This is a genomic window from Thalassospira sp., assembly GCF_048059015.1.
Classification (GTDB): Bacteria; Pseudomonadota; Alphaproteobacteria; order Rhodospirillales; family Thalassospiraceae; genus Thalassospira.
Map to the genome: position 1 here is coordinate 179632 of NZ_JBLLNT010000002.1, position 19664 is coordinate 199295.

22 protein-coding genes and 1 tRNA gene are annotated in these 19664 nt (G+C 53.8%); 13 read left to right on the plus strand and 10 right to left on the minus strand.

The features are described 5' to 3' along the window. Positions 1–7: 7 nt before the first annotated feature. From ACMZ66_RS01475 to rph, 6 genes are all read right to left on the minus strand, one after another. A complete protein-coding gene (locus ACMZ66_RS01475; RefSeq protein WP_101246631.1) occupies positions 8–619 on the minus strand; it encodes a ribonuclease D in 612 nt (203 codons plus the stop codon). A 133-nt stretch (positions 620–752) separates the two neighbouring features. Continuing rightward, entirely contained in the window at positions 753–1784 is a 1032-nt protein-coding gene (locus ACMZ66_RS01480; RefSeq protein ID WP_416933752.1) for a P63C domain-containing protein, read from the minus strand. A 206-nt stretch (positions 1785–1990) separates the two neighbouring features. Beyond that, a tRNA-Leu gene (locus ACMZ66_RS01485) sits at positions 1991–2077 on the minus strand. Positions 2078–2246: 169 nt separating this feature from the next. After that, positions 2247–3440, minus strand: coding sequence for a radical SAM family heme chaperone HemW (gene hemW, locus ACMZ66_RS01490; protein WP_416933754.1), 1194 nt, complete (start codon positions 3438–3440; stop codon positions 2247–2249). A gap of 113 nt (positions 3441–3553) precedes the next feature. Beyond that, on the minus strand, positions 3554–4150 hold the full coding sequence (gene rdgB / locus ACMZ66_RS01495) for an RdgB/HAM1 family non-canonical purine NTP pyrophosphatase (protein WP_416933756.1): 597 nt from the start codon (positions 4148–4150) through the stop codon (positions 3554–3556). 77 nt (positions 4151–4227) lie between these two features. Beyond that, entirely contained in the window at positions 4228–4944 is a 717-nt protein-coding gene (rph, locus tag ACMZ66_RS01500) for a ribonuclease PH (RefSeq protein ID WP_416933757.1), read from the minus strand. Positions 4945–5215: 271 nt separating this feature from the next. Between rph and hrcA the strand changes: the two genes are divergently transcribed. The 3 genes from hrcA (at position 5216) to ACMZ66_RS01515 (ending at position 7916) form a co-directional block, all read left to right on the plus strand. Next, positions 5216–6274: a heat-inducible transcriptional repressor HrcA gene (gene hrcA / locus ACMZ66_RS01505; RefSeq protein ID WP_416933759.1), complete on the plus strand. Its 1059-nt coding sequence runs from the start codon at positions 5216–5218 to the stop codon at positions 6272–6274. 51 nt (positions 6275–6325) lie between these two features. Beyond that, the gene (gene grpE, locus ACMZ66_RS01510; RefSeq protein WP_416933761.1) at positions 6326–6967 is read left to right on the plus strand and encodes a nucleotide exchange factor GrpE; all 642 of its coding nucleotides are present in this window, start codon (positions 6326–6328) and stop codon (positions 6965–6967) included. Between the two features lie 202 nt (positions 6968–7169). Beyond that, positions 7170–7916 carry an NAD-dependent deacylase gene (locus tag ACMZ66_RS01515; RefSeq protein ID WP_416933763.1) on the plus strand — a complete coding sequence of 249 codons (747 nt, stop codon included), beginning with the start codon at positions 7170–7172 and terminating at the stop codon, positions 7914–7916. 6 nt (positions 7917–7922) lie between these two features. On the opposite strand, the gene ACMZ66_RS01520 is transcribed toward ACMZ66_RS01515, so the two are convergent. Both ACMZ66_RS01520 and ACMZ66_RS01525 read right to left on the minus strand, forming a co-directional pair. Then, positions 7923–8603 carry an ArsR/SmtB family transcription factor gene (locus ACMZ66_RS01520; protein WP_416933765.1) on the minus strand — a complete coding sequence of 227 codons (681 nt, stop codon included), beginning with the start codon at positions 8601–8603 and terminating at the stop codon, positions 7923–7925. A 98-nt stretch (positions 8604–8701) separates the two neighbouring features. After that, the gene (locus ACMZ66_RS01525) at positions 8702–9937 is read right to left on the minus strand and encodes a hypothetical protein (protein ID WP_416933767.1); all 1236 of its coding nucleotides are present in this window, start codon (positions 9935–9937) and stop codon (positions 8702–8704) included. Positions 9938–10139: 202 nt separating this feature from the next. Between ACMZ66_RS01525 and ACMZ66_RS01530 the strand changes: the two genes are divergently transcribed. Together ACMZ66_RS01530 and ACMZ66_RS01535 are read left to right on the plus strand one after the other, a co-directional pair. Beyond that, on the plus strand, positions 10140–10469 hold the full coding sequence (locus ACMZ66_RS01530) for an NIPSNAP family protein (protein WP_416933769.1): 330 nt from the start codon (positions 10140–10142) through the stop codon (positions 10467–10469). Beyond that, positions 10466–10813 carry an antibiotic biosynthesis monooxygenase family protein gene (locus tag ACMZ66_RS01535; RefSeq protein ID WP_416933771.1) on the plus strand — a complete coding sequence of 116 codons (348 nt, stop codon included), beginning with the start codon at positions 10466–10468 and terminating at the stop codon, positions 10811–10813. The genes ACMZ66_RS01530 and ACMZ66_RS01535 overlap by 4 nt, the downstream gene beginning before the upstream one ends. Before the next feature lie 24 nt (positions 10814–10837). On the opposite strand, the gene ACMZ66_RS01540 is transcribed toward ACMZ66_RS01535, so the two are convergent. Further along, positions 10838–11779: a DMT family transporter gene (locus ACMZ66_RS01540; RefSeq protein WP_416933773.1), complete on the minus strand. Its 942-nt coding sequence runs from the start codon at positions 11777–11779 to the stop codon at positions 10838–10840. Between the two features lie 247 nt (positions 11780–12026). On the opposite strand from ACMZ66_RS01540, the gene ACMZ66_RS01545 reads away from it, so the two are divergent. The 8 genes from ACMZ66_RS01545 (at position 12027) to ACMZ66_RS01580 (ending at position 18958) form a co-directional block, all read left to right on the plus strand. After that, on the plus strand, positions 12027–12965 hold the full coding sequence (locus ACMZ66_RS01545; RefSeq protein WP_416933775.1) for a LysR family transcriptional regulator: 939 nt from the start codon (positions 12027–12029) through the stop codon (positions 12963–12965). A gap of 95 nt (positions 12966–13060) precedes the next feature. Next, positions 13061–13939: a glycosyltransferase family 2 protein gene (locus tag ACMZ66_RS01550; protein WP_416933777.1), complete on the plus strand. Its 879-nt coding sequence runs from the start codon at positions 13061–13063 to the stop codon at positions 13937–13939. Positions 13940–14101: 162 nt separating this feature from the next. Next, entirely contained in the window at positions 14102–14695 is a 594-nt protein-coding gene (gene ppa / locus ACMZ66_RS01555) for an inorganic diphosphatase (RefSeq protein ID WP_416933779.1), read from the plus strand. 228 nt (positions 14696–14923) lie between these two features. Beyond that, a complete protein-coding gene (locus ACMZ66_RS01560) occupies positions 14924–15259 on the plus strand; it encodes a macro domain-containing protein (RefSeq protein ID WP_416933781.1) in 336 nt (111 codons plus the stop codon). A 156-nt stretch (positions 15260–15415) separates the two neighbouring features. Continuing rightward, the gene (locus ACMZ66_RS01565; protein ID WP_416933783.1) at positions 15416–15958 is read left to right on the plus strand and encodes a L,D-transpeptidase family protein; all 543 of its coding nucleotides are present in this window, start codon (positions 15416–15418) and stop codon (positions 15956–15958) included. Positions 15959–16027: 69 nt separating this feature from the next. Then, a complete protein-coding gene (locus ACMZ66_RS01570) occupies positions 16028–17002 on the plus strand; it encodes a DUF2333 family protein (RefSeq protein ID WP_416933785.1) in 975 nt (324 codons plus the stop codon). A 164-nt stretch (positions 17003–17166) separates the two neighbouring features. After that, entirely contained in the window at positions 17167–17736 is a 570-nt protein-coding gene (locus ACMZ66_RS01575; RefSeq protein ID WP_416933787.1) for a NifU family protein, read from the plus strand. 232 nt (positions 17737–17968) lie between these two features. After that, positions 17969–18958 (plus strand): glucosaminidase domain-containing protein, encoded by a 990-nt coding sequence (locus ACMZ66_RS01580; protein WP_416933789.1) that lies wholly within the window; start codon positions 17969–17971, stop codon positions 18956–18958. A gap of 71 nt (positions 18959–19029) precedes the next feature. Here the strand turns inward: ACMZ66_RS01580 and ACMZ66_RS01585 are convergent, their stop codons facing one another. Continuing rightward, positions 19030–19488 (minus strand): hypothetical protein, encoded by a 459-nt coding sequence (locus tag ACMZ66_RS01585; RefSeq protein ID WP_416933791.1) that lies wholly within the window; start codon positions 19486–19488, stop codon positions 19030–19032. Positions 19489–19664: the final 176 nt, after the last annotated feature.

Below are 19664 nucleotides of genomic sequence, written 5' to 3' on the forward strand. Positions count from 1 at the left end.
GGCAAACTTAATGGGCAAAGATGTCGGTTTCTTCCCAGCCCGACAGATCAAGCGTCGCGCGCGTCGGCAGGAAGTCAAAACAGGCCTGCGCAAGCTCGGTCCGGCCTTCACGGGCCAGACGACGATCGAGCTCTTCTTTGGCCTTATGCAGGTAAAGAACATCTGATGCCGCGTAATCGATCTGCTCTTTGGTCAGTTCCGCTGCACCCCAATCAGAGCTTTGCTGCTGCTTGGAAATCTCGACACCGACCAACTCACGCAGAAGGTCTTTCAGACCATGGCGGTCGGTATAGGTGCGGATCAGCTTGGAGGCGATTTTGGTGCAATAGACCGGCGCGCAACGCACACCGAGATATTTGTCCATCACCGCAATGTCAAAACGCCCGAAATGGAACAGCTTAAGCACCGACGGATCGGCCAGAAGTTTCTTGAGGTTCGGCGCGCTGTAATCTTCCCCATCAAACTTGACCAGATGGGCGTTGCCATCCCCGCTTGAAAGCTGCACGACACACAAACGGTCGCGGTGCGGGTTCAGGCCCATGGTCTCGCTGTCGATTGCCACGACCTTACCAAGGTCAAGGTCATCAGGCAGATCTCCGAGATGGAGGAAATTGGTCATCGCGGTTCTCCAAATGTCAAAATTTGCCTGTTCTTAACACAGCAAACCGCGCATGGCACCGCAAAAGTCATACCAATTGGAGGGTTATGATCGTCCAACGGAGTGTCACGCCCTTCCCTGTAGCTAGGCTTACTTAATCGTCTTCAAACGGCAATTCCAATGTATCGCCGTAACGAGGATGAATTACATCAAGCTTGTCAATGAAGTCGTCATAGCCCTCGCTCAACTTCATTATCGTTACCACAGATGACATATGCTCCCTTAACTTTGGATGCCCCACTTCAGGAGTCAATTTTCTGTGCATCTGCGTCGCAAGCCTTCCTCTATCATTCTTAGGCGTCGACTTCTTCAGTTCTTCTAAAACTGCCGGTGCCAACCGTCGGTAAACGATGTCATTGGTCAGGTGGCCAAAATACTGTGGACGACGGACATTCTCAGTCGGATAGTCCAACCCACGGAGCCTGAATAGTTGCTCATAGAACGAATCTGGAAATGTTTTCACCCATGGGCGCAACTCTTTATCAATGAAGGCTTCAAGAATTTTTGCCAGGGCATCACTAGCTCTTTCGCGCTGAAAACCTGTCGCTTCATCAATGAGCGCCACAATGCCAACTTCAGCCAAGCCGCGCATAATGATGTCAGCCTGCAAAGACATCGGGACCTGACTTTTATGCAGTTCATCAGCATCGCGTGCTTTCAGGAATACATTGCACACCTTCGGAAGCAATGACGCCTCGAGACCGTGTGCAATATTACCCTTCTCAGTTTTATATTTTATCGGCGAGGTAAGAGCATCAGCCAATCCTTCATCAATAAAAGGCTGATAGTTATTGGCAGAGAGGTAGACTGGCAAACTCGCGCCACCTGCCTTCAATCTTCTCCAATGTGAGCCACCACGCTTACCACCAAAAGCGCGCGTCATAGCTCTTTCTGAAATCACGCGCCGACCATCAGACAAGACCGCACATTCAATCTCAAGATCACCTAGCGTTATCTTGGCTTCGTGCGTCGCGTTTGGCGCATCCTTATTCCAACGCGCCTCAGCAGCCTGCTTTGCTATCTCTTTCTTTCTGGATGCTGAGAGCCTCTGTGCACGAACCGTACCACCTTTGCTTTGACGACTTTCCGGCATTTTTGAACCTATGCTTGCTGAATATGCAAGCAAGCATATTGCTTTCTTAAAAACCTAGCAAGCATTAGTTTCAAGCAACAAAAAACAGTTGCTTGCACAAATACTTACATTGCGGCCTTCGGAAATAGGATTGTGTCTGTGAGGACTTCAACCCTACAGATGCTTGAGCTTAGAATTTACATGAAGAGAAACAGGCCCAAAACGACAATACCCCAGCACATCAGAAATGTGCTGGGGTATGGTGCCCAGGAGAAGACTCGAACTTCCACGACCTAATGGCCACTGGCACCTGAAGCCAGCGCGTCTACCAATTCCGCCACCTGGGCATAGGGGCATCTGGTTTTGTTCGGGCGGTGTCCGCCGGAACGGGGCGGAATATACGCGGTCAGCTTAAAGTGTCAACCAACTTTTTGATGGTTTGGTGAAACTAAATCACGCCAAGGCGCATTTACCCGAAAACATAAGGTTTTTGTTGGGTTTCTGGCGTTTTTGCCGTCACACCGAATGGTCGAACAAATAGGCCAATACACCGTTCAACCGGTTCCTGCCCTGCTGGGTCGCCCGAAGACCCGAAGAATCACAAACAAGATCGCCCGACGCGATCAGGGTTTCGAGCCGTTCCGAATCCAGAACATCACGTGGTGCCTTGCCAATAATCCGGTCAAACCGGGCATTGGGAATGGTTTCATTGAGCCGCAGCCCCATCATCACCATCTCAAGCAGGCGTTCGTCTGTCTCAAGAACGGTTTCTTCCTGCGTGCCATGGCCATGCTTTTCGACACGATCAAGCCAGATATCAGGTGCACGGTGACGGCGGACGGCCATCGGCAGCGTACTGCCATCGGGTTGAATGACCGCTTCGCGGCCATGCGCACCCGGACCAATGCCCAGATAATCGCCATAGCGCCAGTAAACCAGGTTATGGCGGCTTTCCTGACCGGGGCGTGCATGGTTGGAAACCTCATAGCAGCGATAACCTGCCGCTTCGGTTTCTTCCTGGGTGATTTCATAAAGCTCGGTCGCGAGGTCCTCATCAGGCACGACCAGCTCACCACGTTGATGGAGCGTATAGAACTGGGTGCCCGGCTCGATCGTCAGCTGATAGAGCGAGATATGCCCATTGGCGATATCAAGCCCTTCGCGGAGCTCCTTTCGCCAAGCCTTGGGGTCATGTTCCGGGCGGGCATAGATCAGATCAAACGAGAATCGGTCAAACACCGTGGTCGCAACATCCAATGCGCGCAGTGCTTCCTTGGCGGAATGCACGCGACCGAGGAACTTCAGATCACGGTCATTGAGCGCCTGAATACCAATCGAAACACGGTTGATGCCATTGGCAGCAAAGGCCGAGAAGCGGTCAATCTCGACCGTGCCCGGATTGGCCTCCAACGTGATTTCAAGATCATCGGTCACCTGCCAAAACGCTTTGATATCGGCAATCAACGCACCGGCTGTTTCCGGGTCCATCAGCGACGGTGTACCACCGCCAAAGAAGACCGAACCCACCACACGGCCCGGATTGCGCGCAGCCCCGGCTGCAAGCTCCGCACGCAGCGCCTTGCGCCAGCGGGCATGATCAACACTGTTCGCCACATGGCTGTTGAAATCGCAATAAGGGCATTTCGACAGGCAGAACGGCCAGTGGATATAGATGCCAAACGGCGCTGTTTCGGCAATCGGTGCGGACACGCGGGACTCTTTTCAAAATCGGGAATGGTGGCAGATAAACTAACACGCACCGCCGATCATGACATCAGCGATGCGTGCATATGTTCAATGCAGGTGTTGAGCCTGCGAGCTGCTTATTCGAAGCAGGCCTTGACCAACTGGGCAAAGGCATCGGCACGGTGGCTCATTTCATGCTTCTTTGCTGGCTCCATCTCGCCAAAGGTTTCTTCATAACCTTTGGGTTGGAAAATCGGGTCATAGCCAAATCCATGGCGGCCACGTTTCGGCCAGATGATTTCGCCTTCCACCCGGCCTTCGAAATTCTCCACATGGCCATCGGGCCACGCAAGCGACAGCGCGCAGATGAAGGATGCACGACGGTCGGGATGATTGCCGATACCGTTCTGGACCTTTTCCATTGCCATATCGAAATCCTTGTCCGGCCCGGCCCAGCGCGCGGAATAAATTCCCGGTGCACCATCAAGGGCAGAAACGGCAAGGCCGCTATCATCGGCAAGGGCAGGAAGGTTCGCGCCATTGGCGGCTGCGGTCGATTTCAGCTGCGCGTTGCCGATGAAGGTTTTTTCGGTTTCTTCGGGCTCTGGCAGGTCAAGGTCACCGGCTGAGAAAACCTCGATCCCGAAAGGTGCCAGAAGTTCGCCGATCTCTTTGATCTTGCCTTTGTTATGGCTGGCGATGACGAGTTTTTTATCCGTAAAGCGACGGGCCATTTTGCTGCCTGAAAATGCGGTATCAATCAGATGTGAAAAGCGGCAGGTGGGATGCCTGCCGCTGGAAATGCTGTGTCTTAAAGGCCAAGCGCTTCGCGCTGTTTGGCAAACAGCTCTTTGCAGCCTTTTTCCGCCAGCGCGAACATCTGATCGTATGCAGCGCGATCAAATGGCACATCTTCGGCAGTGGCCTGAACTTCAACAATGCCGCCATTGCCTGCCAGAACGAAGTTGGCATCGGCACCGGCATTGCTGTCCTCGGCGTAATCAAGATCAAGAACCGCTTCGCCGTTATAGATCCCGCACGAAATGGCAGCAACCGGCTGGGTCAACGGGATTTCCTTGATCAGGCCAAGGCGACGCACGCCCTGAAACGCCAGATGGGCCGCAACATAGGCACCCGTGATCGATGCGGTACGCGTGCCGCCATCAGCCTGGATGACGTCACAATCAAGGCGCATCTGCATTTCGCCCATTGCCTTCATATCGGCAACTGCACGGATCGAACGGCCGATCAGGCGTTGAATTTCCTGGGTACGGCCAGACTGACCACCACGGGCAGCTTCGCGGTTCATACGCGAATCAGTCGCGCGCGGCAGCATACCGTATTCAGCAGTGATCCAGCCCTTGCCGGAATTACGCATCCAACCGGGAACCTTGTCTTCGACCGTTGCAGTACAGATGACATGGGTATCACCAAATTTAATCAGACAGGACCCTTCGGCATATTTCGAAATGCCGGTTTCAATCGTTACGTCACGAAGCTGATCAGGGGTACGGCCGGATGGGCGCATGGGTGGAAACCTCTTGGTTGTCTTGGCGACGTTCACACATTGGAACGATGCAAAGTTGTCCTATAAAATTTGGCCCAAAGTAAGATGTGACCCACCAAACGTCCAGCAGTTTCCCCGGATGTTTTTGCACGCTTTGGTGCAATGCAGGTAAACCAACCACTTGAACCGATTGGCCGTGCAATTGACGCAATGCAATTGCCTGACTAAATTCTCAACAACCTTGAGTCTGAAACGGCTTGAGGTCGAAACATTCCGGTTGGCACAGGTACCCATGGCGCATTTTGACGATACATTGCTGGGCGATATGAATGCACGGTCACGTGAAGTGTTCCGTCAGATCGTCGATGCCTATGTCGAAACCGGCGAGCCGATTGGATCACGATCCATTGCGCGGCGCATGTCAGAAAACCTGTCTGCTGCGACGATCCGCAATGTGATGTCCGATCTTGAAGAAATGGGTCTTTTGGTGGCCCCGCATATTTCGGCTGGTCGATTGCCCAGTGAAAAAGGATTGCGGCTGTTTGTGAATGCGTTGATGGAGGTCGGAGACCTTCCCAATGCAGAACGTGATCAGCTGACCAAAAATTGCGAACAGGCGGGCTATTCGCTCGATCAGATGTTGGGCGAAGCCACCACGATGTTATCGGGCCTGTCGCGCTGTGCCGGGCTTGTGGTGGCACCAAAGACTGATGGCATTCGTTTAAAACAGATTGAATTCGTCGCACTTTCGCCTGGCAAGGTACTTGCGGTACTGGTGTCGCAAAATGGTAGTGTCGAGAACCGAATCCTCGACGTTCCGGCAGATTTACCCGCCTCGGCATTGACAGAAGCGGCGAATTATCTAAATACCCGGTTGGCTGGAAAGACACTTGATGATGCAAGATTGCTGATCACGCAGGAGCGCGATTTGCTCAAGCAGGAGCTTGATGATCTTTCGGCCAATCTGATTGATGCGGGCCTGGCAACATGGGCTGGCGGGGTCAAGGGATCGTCCCTGATTGTAAAGGGCCAATCCCAGTTGCTGGAAAATATCGATACGATAGAACAGCTTGAGACCGTTCGCCGCCTGTTTAACATTCTTGAAGCCCGCGATCAGATGATTGAATTGCTCGATGTGACGACGGATGCCCAAGGCGTTCAGATCTTCATCGGGTCGGAGAATAAACTGTTCGGCGGATCGGGTCTTTCGATGGTGATTTCGCCCTATCAAAATGCTGAAGGCAGCATTGTGGGTGCAATCGGGGTTGTCGGACCGACCCGGATCAATTATGCCCGGATCATTCCGCTGGTCGATTACACCGCCAAGCTGGTCGGTCGACTGATTGGATAAATCGCGGCGCTGCGTGTCAGGCCGCATAACGTGAAAGTAGCAAGGTTAGCCATGTCGGAAACCGCAAAGAACACTCCGGAAGATCTGCAGGATGTAAATGCCGCAGAGGAAACCGCTTCTGAAGACGTCGCAGCAGAGGCGACCGAAGAAGTCGAAGAAGTTGTCATTGAAGATCCGGTCGCGGCACTCGAAGCCGAAGTTGCCGAACTGAAAGACCGTCTGCTGCGTCAGGTCGCCGAGGTGGAAAACACCCGCCGCCGCGCAAAAAAAGACGTCGAAGATGCTGGCAACTATGCGATCACCAAATTTGCCCGTGACCTTCTGGATGTCAGCGACAACCTGCGCCGCGCCCTTGATGCTGCTGGCGACACGTCTGCTGCTGACCCGGCGATGAAGACGCTGTTTGAAGGTGTTGAAATGACCGAACAGGCGCTGCTCAAGGCGCTTGAAAAGAACGGCATCGAAAAGCTCGAACCGCTTGGCGAGAAGCTTGATCCGAACAAACATCAGGCCGTGTTTGAAATGCCCAATCCGGCTTATCCGGATGGCCATGTCGCACAGGTCATGCAGGCCGGTTACGTCCTTAAGGGTCGTCTGCTTCGCCCGGCAATGGTTGGGGTTACCAAAAACCCGGCTGGCGAAGCACCGGCCAAGGAAGACGGCCCGGGCAGCAATGTCGATACCTCGGCCTAAGGCCAAGAGAATTCATAAACCGATTTTAGCGGATCGGGTTTAGCAATCACCCCTGCCAGACATACTTGGCGGGGGTGTTTTGTTTATACATGCCACAACAGATTCCCGCCTGCGCGGGAATGACTTAGTCTATTGGCCCATGCGCCCCAAAAACTGTCATGCCCGCGCAGGCGGGCATCCATAGGCAGCAAAGGACAACACTATGCCGCTCCGAGCCGATCTGATTGACATCCTGCGCGAAGAAGCCGCCCCGATTGTCATCCTGACCGGCGCTGGCATCTCCAAGGAAAGCGGGCTTCATACCTTTCGCGATCCCGATGGCATCTGGGCGAAATACGATATCTCCGAAGTCGCAACACCCGATGCATTTGCGGCCAATCCGGGCCTTGTGCATCATTTCTATAATGACCGCCGTGCAGGCCTTATTGATCCGGCGGTAAAGCCCAATGCCGCCCATCATGCGTTGGCAAAGCTTGAGGCAAACTGGCCGGGCGACGTGTTGCTCGTCACCCAGAATATCGATGATCTGCATGATCGCGCAGGATCAAAGAACCTGATCCATATGCATGGCGAGCTTTTGAAAATCCGCTGCAATCATTGTGGTCTTCTGACCGACTGGGCAGATGACCTTGCCAAGGAAACACCCTGCCCGTCTTGCGGCAAGGCCGGGGGATTGCGCCCACATGTCGTCTGGTTCGGGGAAATGCCCCTTGAGATGGAACGCATCTATGAAGCACTTGGAAAATGCGGGCTTTTCATCTCGATCGGGACATCTGGCAATGTCTATCCGGCGGCCGGGTTTGTACAGATCGCACAAGAAGACGGCGAAGCCGAAACTGTCGAGCTCAACCTTGAACCCAGTTCGGGTGCGACCCTGTTTGAATATAGCCAATATGGCCCGGCCACGGAGCTGGTTCCGGCATTCGTCAAAGCCCTTCTAGGCGCGTAACAAGCCTTAGGGATTCACCAAGGCCCGAAACGCTTTATCGCCCGCGGTGCTAAACCGCACAATACGCGAATCCGCGACACGCTTGGCCCAGCCAAGATCATAAAACCGGTCCAGCAAGGCCGCCCCAAACGATCCGGCCAGATGCGATTGTCGGGCACTCCAATCAAGGCACTCCCGGCAAAGCGGACGGCGTTTGGCCCGCAAGCCGTCCAGATCAATGCCAAATTCTTCGGCAAAGGTGATCCCGGCGGGTGTCAAGGAGACACCATTCAAATCGGCTTCGATCAGTTTGCGGTCACTTAACCCGTTAAACAGCGCAACACCCATGTCACCTGCCAGATGATCATAACAAACGCGCGCCTTGCGCAATTCCGGGTCCTTTGGCCCCGTACGCACCCGGTTATGCCCGACCCGGTTGGCAATCCCCATCAGGACTTCGAGCGCCTCAACAATATCAGGACCAGAAAGCGTGAAATAGCGATGTCGGCCTTGCTTGCGCGGCAAAACGATCTGGCCTGCTTCAAGTTTTGCAAGGTGGGAGCTTGCAGTTTGCGGTGTCACACCCGCTTCTTGCGCCAGCTCAGCCGCCGTCAAGGCACGGCCGGACATCAACGCGGTCAGCATATTTGCGCGCGCCGGATCGCCAAGCAATGCAGCCACGCGGGCAATATCAGGTCCTTCTTTCATAGTTCGATATTAATCGAAATATGCTATGCAAACAACCATCGCCGCACAAAAACGGGCGGGTTTGATCCCGCCCGTTCGCTCAATATTTTTGCCAGCTATCAGTGCGAAAGTCCGGAACCACCGATTGCGACAATGTTGAACGGAAGCCCGCCAATTTCAATACCACCTTTGTCCGCAAAAGTTTCTGCATCAACAAGACGCACAAGCTGTTCACGTGGATCGGTTATCGTGATGATGTCCCCCGCAATCGCAAGACGCGGACGCGGATCGCGCCAATGCCCATCCTTGCTATAGGGTTCGGTGATCTGTTCAGAACGGGTAATTTTGCCACTCAGAAGATCGACCGCATGCAGATAGCCATCTTCGGTAAAGACATAGGCCGTCGTGACCCGAACCGGGTCGAGAATGAAGTGCACATAACGCACCGGCAAATCGATCAGCTGGAACGGATTTTCTTCCGACCAGTCGATAAATACCAGTTTATCCGCACCATAATTGCCAAGGAAGAACTGCATTGCCTTGCCGCCGACCAGTGTTCCAACACGCCCGGATGGCATATCGGCACCATAGGCCAGCATCTTGATTGTCGGTGCGTCTTCGCCACCCGGAAGGGCGATGATGACCCCCTCCTCGCAGCCAAATGCGGTGACACCGGCCGATGATGCCTCCCCATGAAGGCCGGTGCAGGTGTGAACCGGTCCGACTTGCTTGCTACGCTGATCCAGAACCTTAAGGCCAAGCCGCGGCGGCAGGCTGCCCGGCTTTGTCTCCACCTCAAGATTTGGTTTTGAAATCAGGTGATAGTTCCCCATGGGCACGACAACGCCGTGATGAGGGGCCGCTGCCTTGACCGGTTCGAAATCGCCATTGCCGCCGATCAAACTATCTTCGTTAAAGATCCGGGCTTCGCCCTCGCCATCAAAGAAAACGTAAAACGCGCCATGATCTGGAACGGCGTGGACCGGTCTTTTGCCGGTGATGGTCACGGGCAACAGGGCAGCATCATTGATTTCAATATCGCTATGATCACCGTGGGAGGAAATTTGAATGCCGCTATCAATCATGTGCACGGCGTCGTGGTCCATCTGGACTGCGGCAAGCGACTTGCCACTTTCACTTGGTACCAGATGTGTGACGTAGCCGGTTGTCGCAAAACGATCGATGATGGCTTTGTTTTCAAGATCGACGACGGTCACACCACCTTCATTCTGATCGGTGACGAAAAGACGCCATGCCTGCCTGGTTTCATCAGCAGCCTGGGCAACTGATCCACCAAGAACCGGTAGCAAAACTGCTCCGCTCACCATGGCGGCCTGTAGCAAATGCCTGAACACGAAAATCTCCTATGAAATGTTACGTTATAACATAACATTTCATATCCGGCTTTGTGAACTCTGTCCACATGCCCGTGACATCATGACGACTTTTCGACAACAGTTCGATCCGCATCGAAACATCGGACCGTGTGATTGCGCTATCTCCCTGAAATGCCCCGCACCCGTCGGGTCACCCCCCGTTCAATCAAGGAAGACTGTCATGATCACCTGCTTCATTCGCTATGAAATCGATCCCTATAAAAAAGATGCCTTTGTCGAATATGCGCGCAATTGGGGTCAGGCCATTCCACGCTGCGGGGCGGACCTTGTTGGCTATTTCGCGCCGCATGAAGGGTCGGTTTCAACCGCCTATGGCATCTATCATTTGCCTGATCTGGCATCATATGAAGCCTATCGCGCACGGTTAAAGGATGATCCGCTGGGCCGGGAAAACTATGAATTTTCTCAGCGCGAAAAGTTTATCCTGCGCGAGGAACGCCAGTTTCTGAAAATCGCATCGACGCCACATACGGAGCTGATCAAACCATGATTGCCGTAATTTTTGAGGTCACACCGCGCGAAGGCCATTATGACGACTATCTTGCGATTGCCGCCGAGCTCAAACCGGTTCTTGAAACCATGGATGGTTTTATCTCGGTCGAACGATTTCAAAGCCTGACCACTCCGGGAAAGGTCCTATCACTGTCATTCTGGCGTGATGAGGACGCGGTAAAGGCATGGCGTAATGTCGGTGAGCACCGCGGGGCGCAGGCCAAAGGCCGCGAAAGCGTCTTTGAAGATTATCGGCTACGTGTCGCCGGGGTCATCCGCGATTACGGCATGCATGATCGTGATCAGGCCCCGACGGATTCGCGGGCCCAACACGATCATTGATCTGAATTCTGTTTGGTTGATGGCTTAAGCCTTGACCGGTTTCGGGGATGCATCGTCATCCCCGATCGCCTCAAGTGCCTCTTCTTCGGCCTGCTTTGCCCCGCCCTTGTAATCCAGCAGCATGACGGCCAGCACGACAATCCCCGCCCCGACAAAGATCACCGGAACCGGCAGCATATCAAAGAAGATCAAATCCATCGCCACCGAGAACGGCAAAGCCGTATAGGCCGCAGGCGACACAACACTGGCATCGGCAACCCGAACCGCACGCAAAACCATGTAATTGGTGCACATGGCAAAGAAACCCGCCCCCGCAGAATATAGCCAATCGGCAATGCCTGCTGGTTGCCAGGTGATCATGGCAATTGGTACCCAGATCACAAGTGCGATGATCTGCGGCCAGAACAGCATGGAAAAGTTGGTTTCCGTCCGGGTCAGAATTTTGGCCAGTAAGGTTTGCGCCGAAAAGCAAAACGCCCCGATCAGGGCCGCCGCCACACCAAGCGGCACACCAAAACCATCCATACGCGGCGCACACATGACCCAAACACCAACAAGGCCAAGCACAGTCGCGATCAATTTGCGGGATGTGAGTTTTTCACCCAAAATCACCACCGCCATCAAGACGGTCAGAAGGGCCTCGATAAACAGATAGGCGTTGACCTCGGCGATGCTCATTTGGCGGAGCGCAAAGAAAACAAAGAATAGCGATCCATACCAAAGCACGCCGCGCGCAATATGCGCCATCGGACGCCGTGTTCTGATCGAGCGAGTGCCGATAAACATCACGATGATCAGAAAAACCGGAACCGTGGTCAGCGCACGCATCGCAAGGATTTGCGATGTCGGGACATCAAGCGACACAAGCTTTGCACAGACATCGACAAACACGCCCGATGCCATTGCAGCCGTCATCCATAAAACGCCACGGACATTGCCGCTCAGGCGCATCAGCGTCCCGGTCATGATCGTTTCCAACTCTTTGAAGTTTTTGAGGGTTTCCGACAGTCGGGAGTGACTGGCTTACGTGGTGGCGCAAGGAGACATTTTGAGCTTACGGCCGGAAACCCTGTATGAGGATGATATTGCCCGCTTGTTTGGAAAAATACGAATGAGGAGTTTTCAGCCATTGTTGAGATTTTTTTGCCCCATTTTAACGCCCGTCCTGATAGACAGGTAAAACCTTGCAATCCTGTTCTGATGGAACCGCACGATGCGCAGAAAATTGCCCCCCTTGCGCGCGCTTGTCGCCTTTGAAGCCACCGCCCGTCACCAGAGCGTGAAGGGTGCCGCCGAAGAACTGCATGTCACCCAAAGCGCGATCAGCCATCAGCTGCGCCAGCTTGAAGAAAATCTTGGTGTTGTGCTGTTTACCCGCAAGGGCCGTGGCCTCAGCCCGACCAAGTCGGCAGAGCTCCTTTTGCCGCGCCTGACCGAGGCACTGGATGGCATTGCGGATATCACAAGCGAGTTTGGACCGGACAAGGGCAAGGCGATCCGGATTGGCGCGCTGGCGACACCTGCACTGACGGTATTGCTGTACGAACTTGATAACCTGCGTGACCGGCTCCCGGCTGACATTCCCGTTCAGTTCCGCAAGATCGAGTTTGATGACGGGCTTGATCCGCTTGAGATTGATCTAGCCCTTCAGATCGCGCCAAAAGACCTGCCGGGACCGGAAGACTGGGTGACCGAACTTCTGACACCCGAAGTCTACACCGCGTTTGCTGCACCAGAATGGTTGGAGAAGCGTGGTTATGATGCAGGCAACATTGATGTTTGCACACTCGGTCCGCGTGACATTTTGCTGATTGATAGCGACAGCGAACAGTTTTCCCAGATTGAACAATGGTTCAAGGATGCCAATTTCTCGCTGTCAGATTGCTGGACCTTCAGCCATCACATCTGGGCACTTGAAGCTGCACGCGCCGGTCAGGGCATCGTGGCCAGTACCGATGTTGTCGCACGCAACTATGTCGAACGCGGCGAGCTGGTCGCGCTTAATTTCCCGGATTTCATTTCGCACTGGTGGTATCGCCTTCTGATCCGCCCGGCCCGGCAAAAAGACCCGGTGGTGATCGAAGCCGCCAACTGGATCCGCGAACTGATCAATCCACGCGCCGCGTCACTGGCACGCAAAAAGGTGATGTAGTGTTTTTGTCCGTTGCTCTGATCGCCTCGAAAGTATAGGGTTCGGACACAAAAAAGCGTGCAAAACTGCCAATTTGAATGGGGTATTTGGGGACGATGACATCCTTGGTCTCGGTCGTGGTTACGACATATAATTGGCCCGAAGCGCTGTCCTTGGTGCTGAATTCTCTTGCAGATCAACAAGATCGCAATTTTGAGATCGTTATTGCCGATGATGGATCGGGCGGGGAAACCACCAGCGTGATTGAGAATTTTGCCGCTAATTGCGAAATCCCCGTCAAGCATTACTGGCATGAGGATAGCGGTTTCCGTGTTGCCAAGGCGCGTAATGGCGCGATTGCCATGGCCACTGGTGAGCTGGTCATTTTCATTGATGGCGACTGTTGTGTGATGCCCGATTTCATCACCCGTCACCGCAAGGCCGCTGAACAGGGCTGCTTGGTATCGGGCAAACGCGTGTTCCTGAAGGAACACCTGACCAAGACATTACTGAAACGCAAATGGGCGTTTCACAAATGGCCACGCCCTTTGCTGTTTTTGACAGCCCTTTCAGGTTTTGCCAATCGCCCGTTCCAGTTCATCCGCCTGCCGCACCAAGGCCCGTGGCTTTGGGAGCATGAGAATTGCTGGCGCAAGGCGCAGACCTGCAACCTTGCGGTCTTCAAAGCCGACATCGATAAGATCAAAGGGTTTGATGAGGCCTATCAAGGGCACGGCTGGGAAGATTCCGATTTTGTGCTGCGTTTGCTGCGATCCGGATTGAAACGCAAGAATGTCGAATATTGCTCGCCGGTTTTGCATCTGTTCCATGATCGCAAAATCGCTGCACGCCACGAAGGTTCAGGCTGCAACTGGCAGCTCTTCAATGAACAGCTTCTGGATGATGCAGGTCGTTTTCTGCCATCGGATGCAGAGCAACAGCGCAAAGCACGTGAATCTGCTGGCGCACCTGCATTGGAAAAGCAGATAGCCTGACTTTCGACCAAGGATGGATGTGGACCCCCTTGGAAGCTACGACGTTTCGCGATAAAAGGGCGGCATCATTCTCCTTCGGGTGTGTTTGCACGCCTTGAAGTTCAAAATAGCCGCTCCGTTTTTCGGGGCATGCCTTTATAAAAGCGAAAGGGATTTTCCCAGATGGATCTCAGCAAGATTGCCGTTGGCAAAGATGTTCCGTGGGACGTAAATGTCGTCATCGAAATTCCGCAGGGCGGACCGGTCAAGTACGAAGTAGACAAAGACTCCGGTGCTGTCTTCGTTGACCGTTTCCTGCACACCTCGATGTATTATCCGGTCAATTACGGCTTCATCCCGAACACGCTTGGCGAAGATGGCGACCCGGTTGATGCCATGGTCATGTTCCGTGAGCCGGTCGTTGCCGGTTCGGTCATCCGTGCACGTCCGATCGGCGTTCTGATGATGGAAGACGAAGCTGGTCAGGACGAAAAACTTATCTGCGTTCCGCATGACAAGATCGACCCGTACTACACCGACATCAAATCCCACGAAGATCTGCCGCAGATCCTGCGCGATCAGATCCAGCACTTCTTCGAGCGTTACAAAGACCTCGAAAAAGGCAAATGGGTAAAAGTCACCGGTTGGGAAGGCGCTGAGAAAGCCGCCAGCCTGGTCGAAGAAGGTGTTGCACGCCTCGGCAAAGACAGCGATCGAGAAGGCCTAGCAATTGCTGCCAAACTGAACAAAGAAGGTCTGACCCAGCGGGGTGAATAAGCTAAGCATACCGTCGTCTTCGGACGGACACTGATTGTAAACGTAACGCTCCGTCACATTGGCGGAGCGTTGTTTTTTAACTTTTCGGTAGCGGCGAGATACTTTGATGCGGACGCGCCACCCTTATAGGGTGGTATTGAGGGAAACACTCACGTTACAGGATGCCGTTTGTGATCAGTAAACCCGCGCCCGACAACACACACCATCAACATCATTCTTAAAGACAACATGAGGCTTGAGGTTAACGTCATCGTCAACGCTGCCAATCAGGCTCTTGTGCCGGGCGGCGGTGTTTGTGGTGCAATACATGCTGCCGCCGGGCCGGAACTGGCCGTGGCTTGCAAGCCACTGGCGCCCTGCCTGATTGGTGAAGCACGCATCACGCCAGGATTTGGACTGCGCGCACGCTATGTGATCCACACGGTCGGTCCCACATGGCTTGGTAGCAATCAGGGCGAGGCCGCATTACTTGCCGCCTGTTATCGAAACGCGGTCTTGCTTGCCGCCGAGCATCACTTGCAATCCATTGCCTTCCCGGCAATCTCGACAGGTATTTTTGGCTAACCCGAAGACCAGGCTGCGCAAATTGCTGTATCAACCCTTTGTGAGCTGACTTGCACACATACCGCAATGCCACAAATTTACCTTTGTTGTTTCACATCCTTGTCGCACGAAATTATGCAAAACGCCTATCACCACTGCCAGAAGGGAACTGATTGAATGCAAAGCGATGCTCTTGCACATTCACCGTCCCAGCCGTTCGAGATTGAAGCCTCGTCGGATGGCATTCTGCGCGTGGGGGATCACGAATTTCGCTGTGCATTCGGAACCAATGGCATCATTGATGCCGACAGCAAAACCGAAGGCGATGGCAAAACGCCCGCTGGTCGTTGGCAGTTACGCTATGTGATGTATCGCGCCGATCGCAGAACCTGCCCGCGCACCAAACTGCCCGTCACCACCATTTCATTTTCGGACGGCTGGTGTGATGACCCGGCACATCCCGAATATAACTGCCCGGTACGCCTGCCCTTCAAGGCAAGCCATGAGCGGCTTTGGCGCGAAGATGGCCTCTATAACATCGTCGTGGTCTTGGGCCATAACGATGCCCCGCCGGTTCCTGGCAAAGGGTCAGCGATTTTCATGCATATCGCCAAACCCGACTATAGCGGGACTGAGGGCTGCGTTGCGCTGTCTGAAAAGGATCTTGAAACCCTTTTGGGTCTGGTGCGCTACGAAACCTTTATCACCATCACCAAATGAAATCATGGACTTGCCGTTTTGGCGCACAGCGCCTAGGTTCAATGGCCGGATAAATTCACAGGACAAGTCATGATTGAAGACGATTATCTCTATAAAAAGGGTGGTATTGCGGGCTTTGGGTCGCGTCTGAAAGCTGTTTTCGGATCGGGCAAATTCTGGGTCCGGACCCTTGGCGTAATCGTTCTGGTTGCTGTGATCTATTATCCAGCCGGTACGGCGCTTGTGCATCGCATTGATGATAACCCTGACTTCGCGGGCAATTATCAGGGTGGCAGCCACGCGGTCAGCACTGCCGCCAGCCTGATTGATCGTGAGGTCAATCAGAACCGCTGGACGGCCAATGATCCGTTCTTCCTGCCAAGTGCCGCACTCGACAATATGCCGAACTTCCAGACCGGCATTGTCTATGCCCTGTCACGCTTTGCCATCGAGCTTTCTGATCAGATCGGTCGTACCCGTGGCTCAAGCCAGGTTGACCCCGATCTGGACGATGCCGCCGGTCTTTTGAAATTCCGCGGTGACAAATGGGTGTTTGATCCATCTGTATCGCTTTTGCCGGGTGTCACGTCCGAGCAGCAATACCGTCAGGCCATCCGCTCGCTTGAAAATTACAACAAACGCCTGACGACCGGTGAAGCTGTGTTTGAACGCCGCGCAGATAACCTGCAGGAAACGCTCAACCGCTTTGCAAATGATCTTGGTTCGGCCTCTGCCCTGATCGATGACAAGGTCGATCAACCTTCGATCTTTGATCGAACGGCCGATGACGTTTTTTATGCTACCAAGGGCCGCCTTTATGCCTATAGCCTGATCCTGCGCGATCTTGGCACCGACTTTGAGCAAATCATCAATGAACGCCAGATTGCACCAGCTTGGGCAGAAATGATTGCGTCCCTGCAATCTGCTGCCGCCCTTGATCCACTGGTGGTGGTTAACGGGTCGGCTGATGGCATTGTTTTCCCTAACCATCTGGCGGGTCTTGGTTTCTATCTGCTGCGTGCGCGCACCCAGATGCGCGAGATCAGCAATATCCTGCAACGCTAGAAGCCTTTTCGATCGCTGATTGTCATGGTGCGAATACCTGACTTGCGCGCTGCGACTTGATCTTTTCGGAATTTTGCCCCATTTAGGGCCTAACCAAATGAAATGCAGATTGTTGAGCGGGCGGAAAACAGCCCCGGCAATCAGAGTGAGAGGACAAGCCGACCATGTTCATTCAGACCGAACCGACCCCGAACCCGGCCACACTCAAGTTCCTGCCGGGCGAGGAAGTCATGGGCCGTCTCGGTACCGCCAACTTTGTTAAGGGTGACGAAGCCGTCAAATCCCCGCTTGCACGCAAGCTGTTCGAAGTTGATGGCATCGCAGGTGTTTTCCTGGGCGGCGATTTCATCACCATCACCAAGGATGACTCCAAGGATTGGCAGACCCTGAAACCGCAGATTCTTGGCGGTATCATGGAACATTACACCTCTGGCCAGCCGGTACTTGATCAGAATTCAAACGCAGCAACCGGTGCCAGCACCGCGGCTGAGGGCGATAACGAGCTGGTGAGCCAGATCAAGGAACTTCTTGATACCCGCGTACGTCCGGCTGTTGCCCAGGACGGTGGTGATATCGTGTTCCACAAGTTTGAAGACGGCGTTGTATATCTTGAGATGCATGGCGCATGTTCTGGCTGCCCAAGCAGCACCGCGACCCTGAAAATGGGCATCGAAAACATGCTGCGTTACTACGTGCCTGAAGTTCAGGCCGTAGAACCGGTCATGGCTGACTGATCTCTTCGAGTCGTTAAAAAAATATTGAGCCCGGCGCAAGAAAACACCTGCGCCGGGCGTTATTATTATGCGTGAAACGAGAAGGTTTACGCGACGTTTTCAACTTGTAGAAATTTTGTCCGTTGCGGTCTTGGACTGCGGCAGGCATAGATAACGTCCACTTGGGGCGGACAGTTCGGATCCAGTATCGCGGTACATGAAACTGGAACGTTATGATCCTGGAGATTAACGAATGAGTAGCGCAAAAGCAGGAAACTACCGGAAAGTTGCGCTTGCTTCGATCATCGGGGCAGTCTGCTTGCTGTATATCAGCTTTTTCGCCGGAATTGATATTTCGCCGATCCCCAAAGGGATTGATGCCGAAGACACTGCAGAAGTCGTCACCGACGCCCCTGTGAAAACGAAAAAACCGGTATATCGCCGTGGCCCGGAAGTGGTCGCGTTAAACCAGTATTTCAAAAGCATTGGCTATAGCCTCAATGACGTCACCGAAGTCCCGCGCGTTTACATCAAACGCGTGCCAAAGGGCCTTGGCGAACTGGCATCGGTCGATGAACGCAAACGTATCTTCCTGCGCATCATGCTGCCACTGGCCATGCGGGTGAACGAGGAAATCGGCGCACGCCGTGAACGCCTGATGGCAATTCAGGCCAAGGGTATTTCCGGCACCCCGGTTAGCGAACACGACCAGCAATGGGTCGAGCAGCTGATGAAGCGCTATCGCGTGACCGATGGCGGTATTGCTGCCCTGCTTGAACGTATTGATATGATCCCGACCTCCCTTATTCTTGCCCAGTCGGCGGAAGAAAGCGGTTGGGGCACGTCGCGCTTTGTGCGCACTGGCAATGCCCTGTTTGGTCAGTGGGCCTGGGGAGATGACGAAGGCATCGTTCCCAAGGACCGCGAAGACGGCAAAACCCACGTCATCAAATCATTTGGCAGCCTGATGGACAGTGTTCGCGCCTATGCACGTAACATCAACTCGCACCCGGCCTATCAGGGCCTGCGCGAGCGCCGTGCGATCCTGCGCGCCGAAGGCCAGCAGATCAGCGGCTGGGAACTGGCCGAGACGCTTACGAAGTATTCCGAGCGCGGCGAAGAATATGTCGAAAGCCTGCATGCAATCATGCGTGCCAATGGCCTGAATGACTTGGACGGTCTGGAATTCGCCGTGGGCGACGTTCCCCCGCCGCCACAGCTGTTTGCAGCGCTGGAAGACTAAGCTTCGCGCAGTATCGCAAAGAAAAAGGGATCCAGACGGATCCCTTTTTCTAATGCAAAAAGCTGATTTACTCAGGAGCCGGTTCGGTAGATCCAGCCGTTTTCCGATTTCAGCAACCGGATTTCATTTTCGACCACGCGACGATCACCAACTTTGTACTCGCCTTCCTTGAAGGTCAGCATCTTGGTCTTTACCAGATCAATCGCATCCTTGACCGTATTGCCGACATCATCCATCGACCCGGCAGCCTTGCCCTTTTCGGACACGTCATCGGCAAATTCGGCAACCGTGCGATCAAACACCAGCTCATAACGCACCATCACGATCACTTCGTCATCGCCTTCAGCAATGCTGTTGGTCTTGGTGACGTTTTCAACATGGCCGACCTTGGCATAGGGATCATCACGGAACCGTTCGATCACAGCCGTGGTGATTTCATCCGCACTTGGGCCGCTGGCCTGTTCATCTTCGCAGGCGGCCAGAAGTGGGAAGAACATGAAAACGGCGAGAAAGCGGGTCAATTGGCCCATAAGCTGTTACCTATTTACTTGCATAATCACTGATACGCCTATCTGCCCAAAGCATGTGGCAAAAATCGGGTCGTTATGACCAACCCCATTATTCCAGATTTCGCACACCAGGTCAGGTCACGGTTTTGCGGATATAAAAATGGCGGGGAAGCCACAGCCAACCCCGCCATTTCCGA